The sequence below is a fragment of the Bacillus sp. 165 genome (assembly GCF_017742235.1).
Lineage (GTDB): Bacteria > Bacillota > Bacilli > Bacillales > Bacillaceae_G > JAGHKQ01.
In genome coordinates this window covers 339,109-355,275 of sequence record NZ_JAGHKQ010000001.1, presented here as the reverse complement: position 1 = coordinate 355,275, position 16,167 = coordinate 339,109, and the positions used below count along the sequence as shown (strand labels likewise).

Genomic DNA, 16,167 nt, shown 5'->3' with positions numbered 1-16,167 from the left:
ATGATATTGTATACTGAATGCTTAAGGTTAAGAAATGTGAATGAACAATTAAAAAAATAACACATACTAAATTAGAACCGATAAGAGGAGGGTATGTGAATGAACTTAAAAAGCGGGAAACTATTTTGGCCACAAACGATAGAAGCTCCATCATTTCCAATGTTAGAAGAAGATATTATGTGCGATGTTTTAATTATAGGAGGCGGAGAAACAGGAGCCCACATAGCATATATGCTCTCCCAAACTGGTATGGATGTGGTAGTGGTGGATAAAAGAAAGGCTGCACATGGCAGTACAAGCGCAAATACAGGATTGCTGCAATTTTCCAATGATAAAACACTAACTTCATTTATTCATTCGTTTGGTGAGGAAAAGGGCGTCCGTTTTTATCAATTATGCTATGAAGCATTGAATACATTAGATGAGATTGTACCATCCTTGAATATTGATCCGTATTTTATACGGAGAGGAAGCTTATATTTCGCGAGTGAAGAGAACGATGTTAATATGTTGAAAAAAGAGTATGAAATTTTAAAAAAGCATGGTTTTCCTGTAGAGTTTTTTACACAAACCGATATTGAAAAGCGGTATCCTTTTTCTAAGCCTGCAGCACTCTACACAAAAGGAGATGCAGAGGTGAACCCAGTACGCTTGTCACTTGCTTTACTAGATAAAGCTTTGGAAAGAGGGATTCGTATTTATGCACATACTGAAATTGTTGGACATGCGTATAATAGGGAAGAAATTCATTTCTTTACGAACAACAAACGAAGAATTACGGCTAAAAAGGCGATAATAGCCACAGGATACGAGGCGCAGACACACAAAGCGGACAAAAATGCTGTTCTTACAAGTTCTTATGCGATCGTAACGAACCCTATACCTCATTTTGAAGGATGGTTTGAACAGTCTCTTATTTGGGAAACGGCAAGACCGTATTTATATTGCAGGACATATGTAGATGGACGTATTATAATGGGAGGCTTGGATGAGTTTACTATATTAGATGAGTATCGAGATAAGCATATTTTACATAAACGAGACTTACTGCTTGCAGAACTGAAAAAGATGTTTCCAAAATACAATTTACAGGCAGAGTATTATTGGGGAGCGACGTTTGGAAGTACGCATGACGGTATGCCGCTTTTAACAGAATATCCGGATATGCCAAATTGCTACTTTGCATTAGGATACGGCGGGAACGGCACTGTGTATAGCATGATATTTGCAGAAATATTTAAAGAGCTCTTTACAAAAGGAATAAGCAAGAACTTAGCCATCTTGAATCGAAAGAGCTAGGGAGGTGAGAGTGGAACTGTTTTTATATTTTTGTTATAACAATTATATACATATAAAAATTAGGTGATTATGTGAAATTTAAAAGTAAATCGCTGACTCCTGCTCAGATGATTGTGGTGTTTTATATTATAGCCACAATAATAGCATTTGTCCTGCTAAGCCTCCCGTTTGTACATAAAGAAGGGGTGGAATGGAATTTCATTGATGTTTTATTTACCGCAGTTAGTGCTGTCAGTGTTACAGGATTAACGGTAGTGTCTACAGCAGATACGTTCAATGAACTAGGAATCGTTGTTCTTGCTCTAGTTTTACAGCTGGGGGGAGTAGGGGTGATGGCACTCGGAACTTTTATTTGGATTGTAATGGGACGGAAAATTAGTTTTCAGCAGCGCCGTCTCATTATGACAGACCAAAATCAATACAGTGTATCGGGTATTGTTAATCTTATTATACATATTCTCATCATTGTCTTAACAATTGAAGTGATTGGGACTATTGTACTGGGAACACGGTTTTTAGCATATTTTCCAACTCCAGAGGAAGCATACTTGCATGGTTTTTTTGCTGCAGTCAGCGCCACTACCAATGCAGGATTTGATATAACAGGAACTTCCTTAGCTCCATATCATAAGGACTATTTTGTTCAAATTGTTACAATGATTTTAATCGTTCTTGGCTCTATCGGATTCCCTGTGTTAATTGAAGTGAAAAATTATTTTGTGAATAGTAAAAAAAGGTCATATCGCTTTTCTTTATTTACAAAATTGACCACCTCCATTTTTTTTATTTTGATTATATTTGGTACAATTATGATTTTGTTATTGGAATGGAACCATTTTTTTAAAAACATAACCTGGCATGAAACTATGTTCTATGCGCTCTTTCAATCGGTTACAACAAAAAGTGCAGGATTGACGACGATGGATGTAAGTCAATTGACAGAACCAACACTTTTATTGATAGGATTGCTTATGTTTATTGGCGCATCTCCTAGTTCAGTAGGGGGGGGGATTCGAACGACTACATTTGCATTAACTATTTTAAATGTGTATTACTATGCAAAGGGGCACAAAACAATCAGTATTTTTGGAAGAGAATTGTATACAGAAGATATTACTAAAGCGACGGCAGTAGCGATGCTTGGTGTTAGCCTTTGTTTTGTCTCCATTATGGTACTCACAATTACAGAATCGTTTCCTCTTATAGACATTGTGTTTGAAGTCTGTTCTGCGTTCGGAACAACTGGCTTATCGCTCGGTATCACACCTGAATTGAGTACAATGGGAAAAATTGTTATTATGATACTAATGTTTATCGGACGAGTGGGATTAGTAACATTGCTATATTTAATAGGAGGAAGGGAAAAAGCGAAACGATATCGTTATCCAAAAGAGAAATTAATTATCGGCTAAAAGGGAAATCCGACGAAAAAGTGCTGATGTACACTTTTTCGTCGGATTTTAATCGTTTATGCCATATTGGGGGTGCATGAAAGTTTTACTGTGTGTCTCTTTTTTTTCTTCTAAGAGCTCTTGATTTTCTGGAGTGGTCCATCCGATGTCGTTCGTGGGATGAATCCATTCATCTCCTGCCATGGTGGCAGGATCGATTTCATCGCTCCAATTATTAAGTGGAGAATCGGGAGAATTATATTGACTGTCACCAATAATAACTCCGTGTGCATTGATAAATGGCTCCTGCATTTTCATTTCTGTTCCTTTGAATGAAGGAAAATGTGCTTGGTGCGGAAGTGTTTCATCAAGGATAGGAGAGTTGATGTTGTTTTGTTTGCTGTTTTTCATGCTGTCACCCTCTTTGCTCATTTTGATTAGTTTGACCGCTTGTTGTCCAGCATATGTCCGCAATATTTTCCATTCATTGTTTTTCGTATTCGTTTCATACTACTAATGTGAGCATATACTCACTATACTTACTTTTGTGAGGGATTTTTATGACAAAACGAAAAGTACATTATAATGCTGCTGCCAATAATAATAAGACACCAACAGAAAGCTTGCCAGATGCAGAATTTGCGATGGAATATGAGAATGAAAGCACTGCAAAGTATGCAAATCGAAACTCCAAAAAAGGTAAGCAAAACAGTTAAATTACTTTGTTCTATAAAGAAGGAGACGGTTCCTAGGAACGTCTCCTTCTTTATGCAATTATAACTTAACGAGTTCTCCAGTAATAAAAGAGTGATGTTTATGAGTAAAGAGATGGATATGGTTCGGAAGAATCCATTCAAGAATATGAAGCGGTCTATGACAGCTAGAAGGATACTCCAGATATGTATACTAATTCTTTAAAAAAGACGGGTAGTTGGCACCCGTCTTTTAATAATTCGTTTTGTACTTATGATTAGCTTCATCTACCCAGGTTTTTATTAAAAACACATCTATAATCCAAATAAGACCGAATGTAATCATAAAAATAAGCCAGTACCAAAGAATTACACTGATGCGTTCTTTTACATAAATTCTATGCCCTCCAATTCCTCCTAAAAAGAACCAAATGAGCAGTGCCAGTCCAAATGATTTTCGTTCTGATATGCTTATGTTCCTCACCCCTTTTTCATAATGTATGAATAGGTAGGGGGGAGAAGAACAAATAACCTGCCTAATTGGCAGGTTATAAGGAGGAAACCTCACTAAAATATTCTATTGGTGCGGTATAGAGGCGGCATTGCAGTGATTTTGGATCAAAATATGCTACGAGAGCAGATTGTCTTTCCACAATGGCTCCATTTTCAATATAAGCTGTAAAGTCGAATGGCAAGAATTCCAAAATGGTATGCTTGTAAATGTCTTTTTCTTGTAATTGCAACTCTTCAAATGCTGTTCCAAGCAAGCTTGGCTTTTCAATAATTTCTTGATAGTAGGGGGAACGAACATCTTTTGTTGTCCGATCTTCCCACCATGGCTTGCGCGGTCGATGTTTGTGGTTCTTCAAGTAATCGATTTTCATTAACCCTTCAATAATATGAAGATTGGCTACCTCTTTGTGTTTTAAAAAGCTGTATAAGCGTTTAAATAAATCTTCTAGCTGATGACCGATGCGAATCCAGCCTTGTTCATCCCAGTATGTTCCAAAGTCTTGGAAGAAATCAAATGGTGTTTTAAATACCTGCGATACTAAGTATTCAATTGTGTAATCCATGCGATGATCATTCCAATATTTTTCAAGAACGTCTTCTACCTGTTTAATACGGATGATATCGTCAAAGGATAAGATATTATTGCCGAGTATTTCGTATGGAGCATGATCCATATACACGTAGTTGTGATCGTTGGCGCGTATACGAAGACCTGTTCCTCTAAGCATTTTTAAAAATCCAAGCTGAAGCTCTTCAGGACGAAGAGCAAAAACCTCATTAAATGTCTTTTTAAAGGAATGATAATCTTCTTCAGGAAGCCCTGCAATCAAATCTAGATGCTGGTCGATTTTCTTCCCTTCCTTAACCATCGTAACTGTACGAGTTAATTTTTGGAAATTTTGTCTTCTCATAACAAGGTCATTTGTTCGGTCGTTGGTAGATTGCACGCCAATTTCAAAACGGAACAACCCCGAAGGAGCCTCGTTATTTAGAAAATCAATAACCTCCGGACGCATAATATCTGCTGTAATTTCAAATTGGAATACCGTTCCAGGTACGTGCTCATCAATTAAAAATTGAAACATTTCCATAGCATAGCTACGGCTTATGTTAAATGTGCGGTCTACAAATTTAATAATGCGTGCACCGTTTGCCATTAAATAACGAATATCTTCTTTGATTCGTTCTCTATCAAAGTAGCGAACTCCTACTTCGATAGAAGATAAGCAAAATTGACAGCTAAATGGACAACCACGGCTTGTTTCAATATAAGTAATTCGTTTACCAAGGTGTGGTATGTCTTCCTCAAAGCGATAAGGTGATGGAAGTTCACTTAAATGTAATTTTTCACGCTGCGGTTTAATGATATATGTTCCATCTTCTTTTACAAATCCAATTCCATTGAGTTCTTCGTAATTTTTTTCGCCTTCAATTTCAAAAAGAAGTTGTTTGACGGCTTTTTCACCTTCTCCAATGATAATAAAATCGATTTCAGACACACGCTCAAGCCATTCTTTTACATCATAACTGACTTCCGGTCCCCCCACAAAAATGATAATGTCCGGATTAATTTTTTTCAGCATCTTAATAACTTGTATCGTTTCTTCGATATTCCAAATATAGCAGCTGAAACCGATAACATCAGGTTTTCGGCGATGTAAATCTGTCACGATGTTCATAGCCGGATCTTTAATGGTATATTCGGCCATTTCAAGGTTAAATTCGGGAGCTGCATAAGCCTTTATATAACGAATAGCCAAGTTTGTATGGATATACTTAGCATTTAATGTACTGATGACTACGTTCATAAAAATCCCTCAACTTTTCTTTTTTTCACACTGCATATTATCTTATCATATTTTTGACAGTTTTATAGCATGTACATACTTCGTTAAGTAAATGTAAAAATTGGGAAACAATCATTTCCTTGTGGCAGGTCACATAATTGAACTTACAACATAGTATTTACTAAGATAAAAAAAGTTGGTTTAAGGAAAGAAAGGGACAAAGAATGAACAAACGAACACAAATTAAACTTACATTTTACACCCAGCTGCTATGTAAGTTACAGGTGATAAATAATGAAGAAAAAGAAGCTATATTAAATAAAGTGGAAAAGAAAAAAGCCTTTTAAATTTCAGGCTTTTCTTTTTTTTCAGGGTATATATTTTTATATTCTTTATTTTTTTCGCGTATATATAAATCCAGTCGTCGGTCTTGCCAAACGGGAATAAATCTGCGAACAGCCTTGACTAAAGCAGTATCAATTTCAGCAGATACCACTCCTTCGTTTTCTGTTCCTTCAGCGATAATCTCTCCCCATGGATTTATGATGAGGGAATGACCAGCGTATATATGTTTGTCATCTTGACCGCAACGATTACAAGCAACGATATAGCATTGATTTTCTATTGCTCGGCTAATTAACAGAGAACGCCAATGATGAAGACGGATTTTCGGCCATTGTGCAACGACAAATACAATTTCTGCTCCATGTAAAGAGTGTAAAAACATCCATTCAGGAAAACGAATGTCATATGAAATGAAAATAGCTGCTTTTCGTCCTTCGATATGAAACAATCCGGTTTCTTCACCGCCTTGAAAATATAAATGCTCTGCTGAGCGCTGAAACAAATGTACTTTACTGTATTGGGTGATTAAAGTTCCTGTTTTTGAATAGATAAAAGCTGTATTTCTAGTCTTGTGATGCTGTTTATTTAAGAGTGATCCTCCAACTATATTTACTACATGATGTTTAGCGAAAGATTGCATAAAATTTTGAGCGGCTTCAGGTTCTGCAATTTGTAAAATGTTTTTATAAGTATGTCCTGTAGTCCAAAGTTCAGGCAAAACAAGAACGTCAGGATGATGCTGCATAGCTTCATCCATGAGTAATTCAGCCCTTGCTATATTTCTACCAGTCTCTCCAGAAACGATATCCATTTGTATACAAGAAACTGTAAGCTTCATTCATTTACACACCTGTCTCTCATAGTGATTCTCTCGTAAAGAAACGATTTATTATAAGAATATATGTCAATACACGCTGATACATTATAAAAAAGTTTGTATAAATGGATTGTCTTTATATATAGAAAAGTTATTGACAAAAAATCGATATCATGTGATAATTCAATTAAATTTTAAGAATTATCAAAAAACTTAAAAAGAAGCAGAACATATAATAAATAACCATATAATTGTAATTCGTGAAACCAGGAAACGGCGAACGAAACGTTTATAGATAACAAATGGATGTAAATGAATGAGAATGAAAATTTGCGCGGGGGTGAAATGAATGATATTTTTTGTTAATAAGTGGAAGGAATTACGTAGGGTAAAGGCAGATTTAGCTGCAAGGGATTGGTTTTATGGGACATGTGGAAGTTTATCAATGAGAATATCTCAGGATCCATTAACTTTTTTTATAAATGTGGATGGGAAAGATAAACGCCAGCATTGTGAGGATGATTTTGTAGTTGTAAATAGCATGTGCGAACCTGTATTTATGACGGGGTTACAGCCTTCTTCAGAAGCTCCTCTTCATGCTGAAATCTATAAAAAAACTAAAGCAGGAAGCGTTCTGCATATCAGTACAGTAAATAATCAGCTTATAGCTGACTTATATCGAGAGCAAGGAGAAGTAATGTTTGAGTATAATAATGTTGTGCGTGTATTTGGAAAAGAGGGAAATGGACGTTTAACAATACCAATCATTGCAAATGAAGAGAATCTTACTTTCTTATTAGATGAAGATATGCCATGCTTTAAAGAAGAGCAAGGCGCTGTGCTTATTCGTAATCAAGGGATTGTAGTATGGGGGAAAACTCCACAAGAAACGAAAAAATGGCTTGAAGGGTTGGAATTTGTTATGGATTATCATGTGAAGCTTCTCATGATTAAAGGCACAAAGAGCTCTGTTATTTAATAAAGAAGCACTCAGTGGGGCAAGGGCTCCAAGGGTGTTTCTTTATTAAAAAATTATAGGCACTTTTTAATTTGTAAGCGCTTTTATTAATATAATTATTAAATTTAACATTTTGTTTCATAAAAGAGGCTCCTCGCTACTATATATAAGTTGCATATCACTCAGATGAGGGGGAGCGTATTTTGCGAGTTAAATACCATTTTGTTCCTAGAACGGACGTTGTATATTGCCTTGAAACAGAGTCTATTGGAGAAGCGGCTCAAAAAATGAAAGAAAGTGGATACCGTTGTATCCCTGTATTATTAAAAGACAAAGTAACATTTGCGGGTTTGGTATATAAAGTTGATATTTTAGAATATTTATATGAAAAAAATGGAAAGAAAGAAGACAATGTAACAAGTATTGTAGAAGATGGTCATGCCTATGTATTTGAAAGAGATTCCTTCTTTCGGGCATTTTACACAATTAGACGCTTGCCGTTTTTAGCGGTATTAAATGATTCCCATCACTTTGTAGGGATTTTGACACATTCCAATGTTTTTGATGTAATTGAAGATTCATTTGGAATGAAGATAGGAGGATACACGCTAACACTAGCGACACATGACAATAAAGGTACGATTAAAGAGCTGGGAACAGTCTTAAAAAACTACAATATAGGCGGGTTGTTAACACTTGATAACGGTGATGAGTATGTGAGGAGAATCATCGTGAATATTTCAGATGAATTAAGTCAAGTGGAATTAGAGAAGCTTGTTGCCAAAATAGAGAAAAGAGATTTTCGTGTTAGCCGTGTAGATAGGATTTAAATTCAGAATGAAAAAGGAGAGGGGATACCCTCTCCTTTATTTTTGATGAAATTATTGCTAAGTTCATCTAAACGAGTTGCTGATTTTCAGTGCATAGGAATAGGAGTTTGCACTGGTGCTAACTCGGATAGAAAAACGAAATGAGCCTTTTCTTTTATTTTTGGAATATAGGAAGATAACACACGGGATGTTATTTCACCCGGTGGTCCCACATGTCCAATAGCAACGAGAACAGGATCGGTTTGTATTTTTTGCAGTAGTACATTTGCTTGCTTTGTAACGTGAGTATGGGTATATAAGTCATCAAAAAATAATTCATTTTCTATGACAGGGACACCTAGTTCTTTCCCTATTGTAGATGCCAGACTTTGAGAATTTGTCCGGCTATCTAAGTAAAATAACCCGCGTTCTTTACAGATAGTTAATACAATACGCATTATACGTTCATCTGCCGTGGCTTTTGATCCCATATGATTGTTCATGCCAATCGCGTAGGGGACATCTTCAATTGCATCTGTGACACGTTTTCGTATTTCTTTATCGCTTAAATCAGTGGTAATCGCATTAGGGCCAAGCCAGCTTTTTTTTCCTCGATAAGGTTCCATAGGCAAATGTACGATTACTTCATAGCCCTTCTTATGAGCCGATATTGCATCTTGTTTAGTAGAAGGCAAAAATGGCATCACAGCAGCAGTTAAAGGGATGGGCAATGATAACATTTGCTTTGTTCCTTTCATATTATTACCAAAGTCATCAATGACAATGACTACTCGATGACCGGATGCTGCTTTTGCGGGTATTAAGGGGAATGAGCAAAATGAAAGTAAAATGAGCAGGGGAATTAGCCGCTTCATAATGAATCTCTCCTTTTAACAATGAAATATAAATTTATTGTTAGTTTTTGCGAATAATGACGAATTTAACCGAATGGAATGTCGAGTGAGAAAGGATAAGTTCCATTCAAAAAGCAGAACTGGCGAATAATATGACAAATACGAAAAAAATACAGAAAAAATTTGTCTATTATTGCGAATGTATTTACAAAGATAGAATAATTTGTAATAATTCTCAAAGTGAGGTTAAGATTTTGTAAATTACTAACATATAGCGATGAATTTTGGATAAAACTGGAGAAATGCGCCATTGCTTGTGAGGGGGAGAAGCATGTTAATTTGGAGAAGGAAGTATATCATGGACAAGCTATTGCTCGAGATTAAATATAAACGTGAAGAAATGATTGAAACAGCTTTTAGGGATGGATTTGATAGTATGGAAACGATACGTGCTAGTCAAGAGCTAGATGTTTTAATAGTAAAATATCAACGTTGTAAAGAAAAAGTGGACAAGGTTTTCGTAGCAGATATATTAAAAAATGCAGCTTGTTTATTGTTATCTTCATATAGAAAAATAACACAGCCCCTGATAAAAAATTTTTTCGCTTTACTTATGGCGAGCATACTTCGTTAATGTAAAGAGAGCTTCGCAGGATAGGAAATTAGCATTTTAGTTCCATGTATTATTCAAGACTAGAGAGCAACCGTTTTCATAACAGCTCCCTATCTGTGACAGGCAGGGAGCTATATATTGGCAAGGGGCAGGAGAATATGTACCGTAGTTCCTTTTCCTTCTGTACTTATTATAGAAACTTCACCATTATACATATCAACAATACGTTTGCATACAACCAACCCTAATCCAGTTCCAGTTTTTTTGCTGGTAAAGAATGGGTCGAATATTTTTTTCTTTATTTGATCAGGCATGCCTGCACCTGTATCGGTAATGCGGATTTGTGCTTTTTCATTTCGAGAACCAACTTCAATCGTAAGTGTGTGACCTTGTTTCATGGCTTCAAATGCATTTTTAGTGATATTCAAGATTACCTGTTTGATGTGATCTTTGGAACAATCGATCGGAATATCTTTATCCTCCATTACGGTTATAAGCTCAATCCCGTGCAAATTAGCTTCAGATTGAATAATTAATGATACTTCTTTAATAATGTCTTTTAAATCGTAGATTTGTTGTTTTACAGCAGTAGGCTTTCCAAGAATTAGAAATTCGCTCACAATTTCATTAATTCTGTCGATTTCTTTTTGAATTACAGTAAAATAAAACTGATCTTCTGGTGCATTATATTTTTCGCTTAATAAAGTAACAAGTCCCTTTATTCCTGTGAGAGGATTACGTATTTCATGTGCAGTACTTGCTGCTAATGCCCCCACCAACTCAAGCTTTTGCACTTCATTTTGTCTTCGTTCTAGTTTTGCTTGCTGCTTTAATAGCGTATATTTAATGAGTAAGAAAATGATATTTGTTAAAAACAAAGACACAAGTAATTCAATAAAAAAACTTGGATAAAGCGAGGATTTATTAATTGGTAAAGAATAGACGGTTATTTGCCATTGAGCTTTATCAACAGGAAGCGTGATTTTTTCATTATCAGTTGTATGTTTGATATGCTCGTTATTATGCAAAAAAACAGTTCCTGTATTGTCTGATACTTCGAAGTCATATTTGGGTTCGAGCCTGTTTAAAGTGTCAGAGATATAATTAAAGCGCAAGCTTGAAATTAGAATACCTGTCACTTCGGTAAAGGGAGACAAGACGGGAGTGGCAATGGCAATAGCTTTATTATGATTAATTCTATCTATAACAGCAGGAGATACTGTAGTTTTCTTTTTGTTCAATACTTCTTGTATGTAGGGACGATCTGCTATATTTACCGGATTTATGATTGGATGCGAGCCCAAAAAAAGGATACCGTCTGCGTTTGCATAATAAAAGCCGGAAAACCGCGCATCTTTTTCATTGGTGCTTTTTAGAACTTTTTCTATTGCTTCCTTGTTTTTGTGGGTAGTATTTACTACTAACGCCAGCATTTCTAATCCTGAAGAAGCCTCTCCTATATAGCGATTTAAGTAATCTCTATATAAATCGGCAACTGCTTTTGTTTGTTCCTTATTCTCTTGCTTCATCGTATATGTATGATAGGTGAGCAGCAATGTACTTAAACTTATAGTTGGAATGATAACAACCAGTATGTATAATAAAATATTTCGAATTGTTGAGTGCACAATTTTGACTCCTTAAGCTCGGTATATCTTAATTATAAAGCAAAATAAATTGAAAAAGGAATAATTTTGTCGGATTGAGCTATAAGTTCAAGTTATAGTACTTGAATGGCCAATTTTCATAGCAAAAGAATATGTATTGACATGGTCTTTTGGAAGTACTTATAATACTTTTATTTTGAGATTTTAACTTAAAAAGGATATGAAGAATATGGATAGATATTATAAAACAGAAGAAATTCAAAAGTCATTAAAGGTGTTTATCGCATTATCTCGAACACAACGTAAATTGATGGATATATCTAATAAATCTGCACAGGGATGGGGATTGAATCCGACAGAGTTTGCAGTGTTGGAGTTGTTGTTTCATAAAGGAGAGCAACCGCTGCAGCGAATTGGAGAAAAAATTTTAATCGCAAGCGGTAGCATTACATATGTAGTAGATAAATTAGAGAAAAAAGATTTTGCAAAACGTAGACCTTGTCCACGGGATCGGCGGGTAATCTATGCTCAACTGACCCAAAAGGGGCAGGAGTTGATGGAGGAGATGTTTCCAAAACATGAAGTGATTCTTCATGAATGTATGGAGATGTTAACAACAGAAGAAAAAGACCAGCTGTTAGTCTTATTAAAAAAGGTAGGATGCTACGAATAAAGTAAGGTATGCTGAGGTGCAGGGAAATGATAGGTTATATATTGATATTTAGAAAGGATTTGAGCACATGATTCAAGTGTTTCCCGGGGCGGCGCGTTATATGGCGAATCACGGGTGGTTGCAAAGTCGATTTAGTTTTTCGTTTGCAGAATATTACGATGTAAATAATGTTATGTTTGGTCCGCTGCGTGTGTTCAACGAAGATACTTTGGCATCAGGCAGAGGCTTTGCTATGCATCCACATCAAGATATGGAAATTGTTTCAATTGTGCTAGAAGGCCATTTAAAGCATGAGGATAGTTATGGAAATAGTGCAGTAACAACAGTTGGACAAGTACAGCGGATGTCTGCTGGTACCGGTATTTTTCATTCTGAAACTAATGCTTCATCTACAGAAAGAGTGTGCTTCTTACAAATGTGGTTCTTACCAGAGGAACACGGTTTGACACCTTCCTATCAACAAACCTCGTATACAATAGCGGACATGAAAAATAATTTACTTCCAATTGTATCCAAATATTTTTCGGAAGAAGTAGCGTATATTCATCAGGATATGACTATATATATGGCAGAGATTGAACCAAATACATGCATTACCTTTACTACAAACTTTGACCGAAAGACTTTTTTATTCGTTATTGAAGGAGATGTTAGTATTAACGAAACATTTAACTTACAACGAAGAGATTCCGCAAGAATAATAGAAGAAGAAACGTTGGTCCTGTCTTCGTTTAAAGGGACGCGGTTTATTTTAATAGATCTTCCTTAAACTTCGATTTTTAATATCGAAGTTTTTTCTTAATACAGACAGGTAAATTTTCTGAAAAATGGAATATATAAGTAAACTTGTACATTTCGTTTAAGAAAAGGCAAGAATGCAAGTACATAAAGGGGGGCATGAAATGGCATTTGAACATTATCTATACGCAAGGCCAAATATGAAGGAAGTAAAAGAGCATTTTTCTGATGCATTACAAAAATTTTATGGTGCGTCTACTATTCAAGAGCAAGAATTGGCAATGAAGGAAATAAACGATATTCGAAATGATTTTAATACTTTTTCAAATTTATGCTATATCCGTCATACAATAGATACGAATGATGAGTTTTACAAAGAAGAACAAGAATTCTTTGATGAAAACTCCCCAGTTGTAAAAGGATTAGTTTCAAATTATTATAAGGCCCTTGTCCATTCCCCGTTTCGTGAACAGCTTGAAAAGAAGTATGGAACACAATTATTCGCACTAGCAGAATGTGAGCTAAAGACATACTCAGATGAGGTGTTAGAGGAGCTGCAAACTGAAAACAAATTTTCCTCTCAATATACGAAGCTTTTAGCTTCAGCTAAGATTTTATTTGAGGGAGAGGAGCGTACACTTTCACAGTTAGGACCGTTTATGCAGCATACAAGCCGTGATATGCGAAAGCGGGCATATGAAGCGTATACAGCATTTATGGCGGAGCATGAACAAGAGCTGGATGATATTTATGATAAGCTAGTTAAAATACGTACGAGAATTGCGAAAAAACTAGGATTTGCTAATTTTGTAGAGTTAGGCTATGCAAGGATGTATCGAACAGATTATGATGCTGCTATGGTAGCGAATTTTCGTCAACAAGTGCTTGATTACATTGTACCTCTTGCCACGAAACTGAGAGAGAAACAGCAAATGCGCATCGGGGTGGAACAGCTGAAATACTATGATGAAAATTTTGAATATCCAACTGGAAATGCTACTCCTAAAGGGGGCCCAGAATGGATTATTGAAAATGGGAAAAAAATGTATCGGGAACTTTCCAAGGAAACAGATGAATTTTTTACATTTATGATTGAGAATAATTTGATGGATTTAGAAGCTAAAAAAGGAAAAGCAGGCGGCGGTTATTGTTCCTTTATTGAGAACTATAAGGCACCTTTTATATTCTCGAATTTTAATGGTACTTCAGGTGATATTGATGTGCTGACACATGAAGCAGGACATGCGTTTCAAGTATATGAGAGCCGCTATTACGAAATTCCAGAATATAATTGGCCGACCTATGAAGCATGTGAAATTCATTCTATGAGTATGGAGTTTTTCACTTGGCCATGGATGGAGAACTTTTTTAAGGAAGATACAGAAAAATATTATTTTACTCATTTGAGTTCTGCTTTATTATTTTTGCCGTACGGTGTTACCGTAGATGAATTTCAGCATTATGTGTATGAAAATCCAGATGTGACACCTGAAGAGCGAAAGTCCGCTTGGCGTACTATTGAGAAGAAATATTTGCCTCATAAAGATTATGATGATAACTCTTATTTAGAGAGAGGCGGCTATTGGCAACGTCAAGGACATATTTACAATTCCCCATTTTACTATATTGACTATACGCTAGCTCAAATTTGTGCGTTTCAATTTTGGAAGCGTTCAAGAGAAAATCGTGAAGAAGCATGGAATGACTATGTTACTCTTTGTCGTGAGGGCGGAAGTAAATCTTTCCTTAGCCTAGTTGAAACAGCTAAATTGCATTCTCCATTTACAGATGGCTGTGTAGAATCTGTTGTAGGTGAAATTGAGTCTTGGTTAAATTCTGTTGATGACACAAAGTTGTGACAATAAGGGAGAGAACGTAAGGTGAACAAATCGATATCGTTTTCTAACCAGGAGTCACTAAATGAAAAGTCATTATATGAAGCGTTAGAATATTTAATTGGATTAGGTCTACAATGTCCATTGAATGGAGTCGTGCAATATCAGTGTGGTGCTATGCATAACAGGCTTGGATTAGAACAGGAAGCTATTGTGTACTATGAAAAAGCAATTGAGCTTGGACTACCCCAGCATTTGCAAGAGGAAGCTGTCAATAAGCTTAGGAGCTGTATTCAAAACGGTAAACAATTGAAGATAGAATAATGTATTTTCAAGAAATTATGCGAGGTTTTTAACAATGAGGTACTTGTTATACGGATGAATATAGTATAGCGATGAGAAGCATGTTAAATGATTTTCCATCGGTACAAAGCAGTGAAGTTCTCAAAAAGTGATGTGGTTTTATGCAGAGCAACTGGATACCAATTTTTATAAAATAGCGGGGACCTCGTTGAGGGCGCTCCCTGTTTTAAAAGAGGAGGAATTCGATGGAGTATTTGAATACAGTAAACGTTTCTAATTTATTACGAGATTTAACAGAAACAAGAAAAACACTTTGGCAGGAAGTAGAAGGATTAAATGATACACAATTAAATACAAAGCCTAAAAGGGAAAAATGGAGCATTATGCAAAATTTACATCATTTGTACCTTAGTGAGCAAGCAGTTACATCAACGATTATATATGCTCTTCAAAAGAGTGAAAGAAAGCCTGTCAAGGCCAAACCTGTTCATTTGACAGTCAATCGTTTCCATAAGGCGGAAGCGCCTGAACAGCTTTGGCCAACCGAAACAATTATGAAACGTGATGAAATACGAACGTTGCTAGAGCATTCTCGTGAACAGCTGCTTGACGTTCTGCAGAGTATAACAGATGAAAAAGATTTAACAGATAAGTCGATTTGGCATCCTATATTTGAAGAATTGTCGCTGTATCAATGGTTTGAGTTTCTTATATCCCATGAACGCCGTCATACTGAACAAATACAAGAAGCAAAAGTTGCGATAGTAAGAAAATAAGAAACGAATAAAACGAGGTCCTTTCCAAGCCTGCAATTTCATTGATATGAGATGTGGTCATCAATAGAGACTTAAACATCTAGGAAGTATCAATAGTGAGGAAAAGTTACAAACTATCAAAGTTGGTAGCAGTATGATGTACAGAAAAACGAGTATG

General features: G+C 35.8%; 17 protein-coding genes. 11 read left to right on the top strand and 6 right to left on the bottom strand.

All coding sequences use genetic code 11. The features are described from left to right. Positions 1 to 99: 99 nt before the first annotated feature. Both J7Q84_RS01925 and J7Q84_RS01920 read left to right on the top strand, forming a co-directional pair. Positions 100 to 1,299 (top strand): NAD(P)/FAD-dependent oxidoreductase, encoded by a 1,200-nt coding sequence (locus J7Q84_RS01925; RefSeq protein ID WP_209092700.1) that lies wholly within the window; start codon positions 100 to 102, stop codon positions 1,297 to 1,299. Positions 1,300 to 1,406: 107 nt separating this feature from the next. After that, positions 1,407 to 2,711 (top strand): TrkH family potassium uptake protein, encoded by a 1,305-nt coding sequence (locus J7Q84_RS01920; RefSeq protein WP_209093094.1) that lies wholly within the window; start codon positions 1,407 to 1,409, stop codon positions 2,709 to 2,711. A gap of 48 nt (positions 2,712 to 2,759) precedes the next feature. Here J7Q84_RS01920 and J7Q84_RS01915 read toward each other — a convergent pair whose 3' ends face one another. Then, positions 2,760 to 3,101 (bottom strand): DUF3905 domain-containing protein, encoded by a 342-nt coding sequence (locus J7Q84_RS01915; RefSeq protein WP_209092699.1) that lies wholly within the window; start codon positions 3,099 to 3,101, stop codon positions 2,760 to 2,762. Positions 3,102 to 3,250: 149 nt separating this feature from the next. Between J7Q84_RS01915 and J7Q84_RS01910 the strand changes: the two genes are divergently transcribed. Then, on the top strand, positions 3,251 to 3,406 hold the full coding sequence (locus J7Q84_RS01910; protein ID WP_209092698.1) for a hypothetical protein: 156 nt from the start codon (positions 3,251 to 3,253) through the stop codon (positions 3,404 to 3,406). Between the two features lie 229 nt (positions 3,407 to 3,635). On the opposite strand, the gene J7Q84_RS18475 is transcribed toward J7Q84_RS01910, so the two are convergent. The 3 genes from J7Q84_RS18475 to J7Q84_RS01895 all read right to left on the bottom strand — a co-directional run bounded on the left by J7Q84_RS18475 (position 3,636) and on the right by J7Q84_RS01895 (position 6,865). Next, positions 3,636 to 3,866: a TM2 domain-containing protein gene (locus tag J7Q84_RS18475; RefSeq protein WP_209092697.1), complete on the bottom strand. Its 231-nt coding sequence runs from the start codon at positions 3,864 to 3,866 to the stop codon at positions 3,636 to 3,638. A gap of 64 nt (positions 3,867 to 3,930) precedes the next feature. After that, entirely contained in the window at positions 3,931 to 5,703 is a 1,773-nt protein-coding gene (locus J7Q84_RS01900; protein WP_209092696.1) for a B12-binding domain-containing radical SAM protein, read from the bottom strand. Between the two features lie 322 nt (positions 5,704 to 6,025). Then, entirely contained in the window at positions 6,026 to 6,865 is an 840-nt protein-coding gene (locus tag J7Q84_RS01895; RefSeq protein ID WP_209092695.1) for a carbon-nitrogen family hydrolase, read from the bottom strand. 328 nt (positions 6,866 to 7,193) lie between these two features. Here J7Q84_RS01895 and J7Q84_RS01890 point away from each other — a divergent pair, with 328 nt between their 5' ends. Together J7Q84_RS01890 and cbpA are read left to right on the top strand one after the other, a co-directional pair. Continuing rightward, positions 7,194 to 7,823 (top strand): class II aldolase/adducin family protein, encoded by a 630-nt coding sequence (locus J7Q84_RS01890; RefSeq protein WP_209092694.1) that lies wholly within the window; start codon positions 7,194 to 7,196, stop codon positions 7,821 to 7,823. 182 nt (positions 7,824 to 8,005) lie between these two features. Further along, a complete protein-coding gene (gene cbpA, locus J7Q84_RS01885; protein ID WP_209092693.1) occupies positions 8,006 to 8,632 on the top strand; it encodes a cyclic di-AMP binding protein CbpA in 627 nt (208 codons plus the stop codon). Between the two features lie 86 nt (positions 8,633 to 8,718). Here cbpA and J7Q84_RS01880 read toward each other — a convergent pair whose 3' ends face one another. Then, positions 8,719 to 9,489: a divergent polysaccharide deacetylase family protein gene (locus J7Q84_RS01880; protein ID WP_481747525.1), complete on the bottom strand. Its 771-nt coding sequence runs from the start codon at positions 9,487 to 9,489 to the stop codon at positions 8,719 to 8,721. A gap of 334 nt (positions 9,490 to 9,823) precedes the next feature. On the opposite strand from J7Q84_RS01880, the gene J7Q84_RS01875 reads away from it, so the two are divergent. Further along, a complete protein-coding gene (locus J7Q84_RS01875; RefSeq protein ID WP_247739027.1) occupies positions 9,824 to 10,099 on the top strand; it encodes an aspartyl-phosphate phosphatase Spo0E family protein in 276 nt (91 codons plus the stop codon). 110 nt (positions 10,100 to 10,209) lie between these two features. Here J7Q84_RS01875 and J7Q84_RS01870 read toward each other — a convergent pair whose 3' ends face one another. Beyond that, on the bottom strand, positions 10,210 to 11,706 hold the full coding sequence (locus J7Q84_RS01870) for an ATP-binding protein (protein WP_348519815.1): 1,497 nt from the start codon (positions 11,704 to 11,706) through the stop codon (positions 10,210 to 10,212). 208 nt (positions 11,707 to 11,914) lie between these two features. Between J7Q84_RS01870 and J7Q84_RS01865 the strand changes: the two genes are divergently transcribed. The 5 genes from J7Q84_RS01865 to J7Q84_RS01845 all read left to right on the top strand — a co-directional run bounded on the left by J7Q84_RS01865 (position 11,915) and on the right by J7Q84_RS01845 (position 16,010). Further along, positions 11,915 to 12,358 (top strand): MarR family winged helix-turn-helix transcriptional regulator, encoded by a 444-nt coding sequence (locus J7Q84_RS01865; RefSeq protein ID WP_247739026.1) that lies wholly within the window; start codon positions 11,915 to 11,917, stop codon positions 12,356 to 12,358. A 67-nt stretch (positions 12,359 to 12,425) separates the two neighbouring features. Beyond that, positions 12,426 to 13,127, top strand: a complete 702-nt coding sequence (locus J7Q84_RS01860) for a pirin family protein (protein WP_209092688.1) — start codon at positions 12,426 to 12,428, stop codon at positions 13,125 to 13,127. A gap of 133 nt (positions 13,128 to 13,260) precedes the next feature. Beyond that, positions 13,261 to 14,955, top strand: a complete 1,695-nt coding sequence (locus tag J7Q84_RS01855) for a M3 family oligoendopeptidase (RefSeq protein ID WP_209092687.1) — start codon at positions 13,261 to 13,263, stop codon at positions 14,953 to 14,955. A 21-nt stretch (positions 14,956 to 14,976) separates the two neighbouring features. After that, positions 14,977 to 15,255, top strand: coding sequence for a hypothetical protein (locus J7Q84_RS01850; RefSeq protein WP_209092686.1), 279 nt, complete (start codon positions 14,977 to 14,979; stop codon positions 15,253 to 15,255). Positions 15,256 to 15,479: 224 nt separating this feature from the next. Continuing rightward, positions 15,480 to 16,010, top strand: coding sequence for a DinB family protein (locus J7Q84_RS01845; RefSeq protein ID WP_209092685.1), 531 nt, complete (start codon positions 15,480 to 15,482; stop codon positions 16,008 to 16,010). Positions 16,011 to 16,167 lie beyond the last annotated feature (157 nt).

What these genes read in the sequence shown, in the direction of transcription:
- J7Q84_RS01925 (WP_209092700.1), top strand. Translation starts at nt 100, where the DNA reads ATGAACTTAAAAAGCGGGAAACTATTTTGGCCACAAACGATAGAAGCT.
- J7Q84_RS01920 (WP_209093094.1), top strand. Translation starts at nt 1,407, where the DNA reads ATGATTGTGGTGTTTTATATTATAGCCACAATAATAGCATTTGTCCTG.
- J7Q84_RS01915 (WP_209092699.1), bottom strand. Translation starts at nt 3,101, where the DNA reads ATGAAAAACAGCAAACAAAACAACATCAACTCTCCTATCCTTGATGAA.
- J7Q84_RS01910 (WP_209092698.1), top strand. Translation starts at nt 3,251, where the DNA reads ATGACAAAACGAAAAGTACATTATAATGCTGCTGCCAATAATAATAAG.
- J7Q84_RS01900 (WP_209092696.1), bottom strand. Translation starts at nt 5,703, where the DNA reads ATGAACGTAGTCATCAGTACATTAAATGCTAAGTATATCCATACAAAC.
- J7Q84_RS01895 (WP_209092695.1), bottom strand. Translation starts at nt 6,865, where the DNA reads ATGAAGCTTACAGTTTCTTGTATACAAATGGATATCGTTTCTGGAGAG.
- J7Q84_RS01890 (WP_209092694.1), top strand. Translation starts at nt 7,194, where the DNA reads ATGATATTTTTTGTTAATAAGTGGAAGGAATTACGTAGGGTAAAGGCA.
- J7Q84_RS01875 (WP_247739027.1), top strand. Translation starts at nt 9,824, where the DNA reads ATGGACAAGCTATTGCTCGAGATTAAATATAAACGTGAAGAAATGATT.
- J7Q84_RS01865 (WP_247739026.1), top strand. Translation starts at nt 11,915, where the DNA reads ATGGATAGATATTATAAAACAGAAGAAATTCAAAAGTCATTAAAGGTG.
- J7Q84_RS01860 (WP_209092688.1), top strand. Translation starts at nt 12,426, where the DNA reads ATGATTCAAGTGTTTCCCGGGGCGGCGCGTTATATGGCGAATCACGGG.
- J7Q84_RS01855 (WP_209092687.1), top strand. Translation starts at nt 13,261, where the DNA reads ATGGCATTTGAACATTATCTATACGCAAGGCCAAATATGAAGGAAGTA.
- J7Q84_RS01845 (WP_209092685.1), top strand. Translation starts at nt 15,480, where the DNA reads ATGGAGTATTTGAATACAGTAAACGTTTCTAATTTATTACGAGATTTA.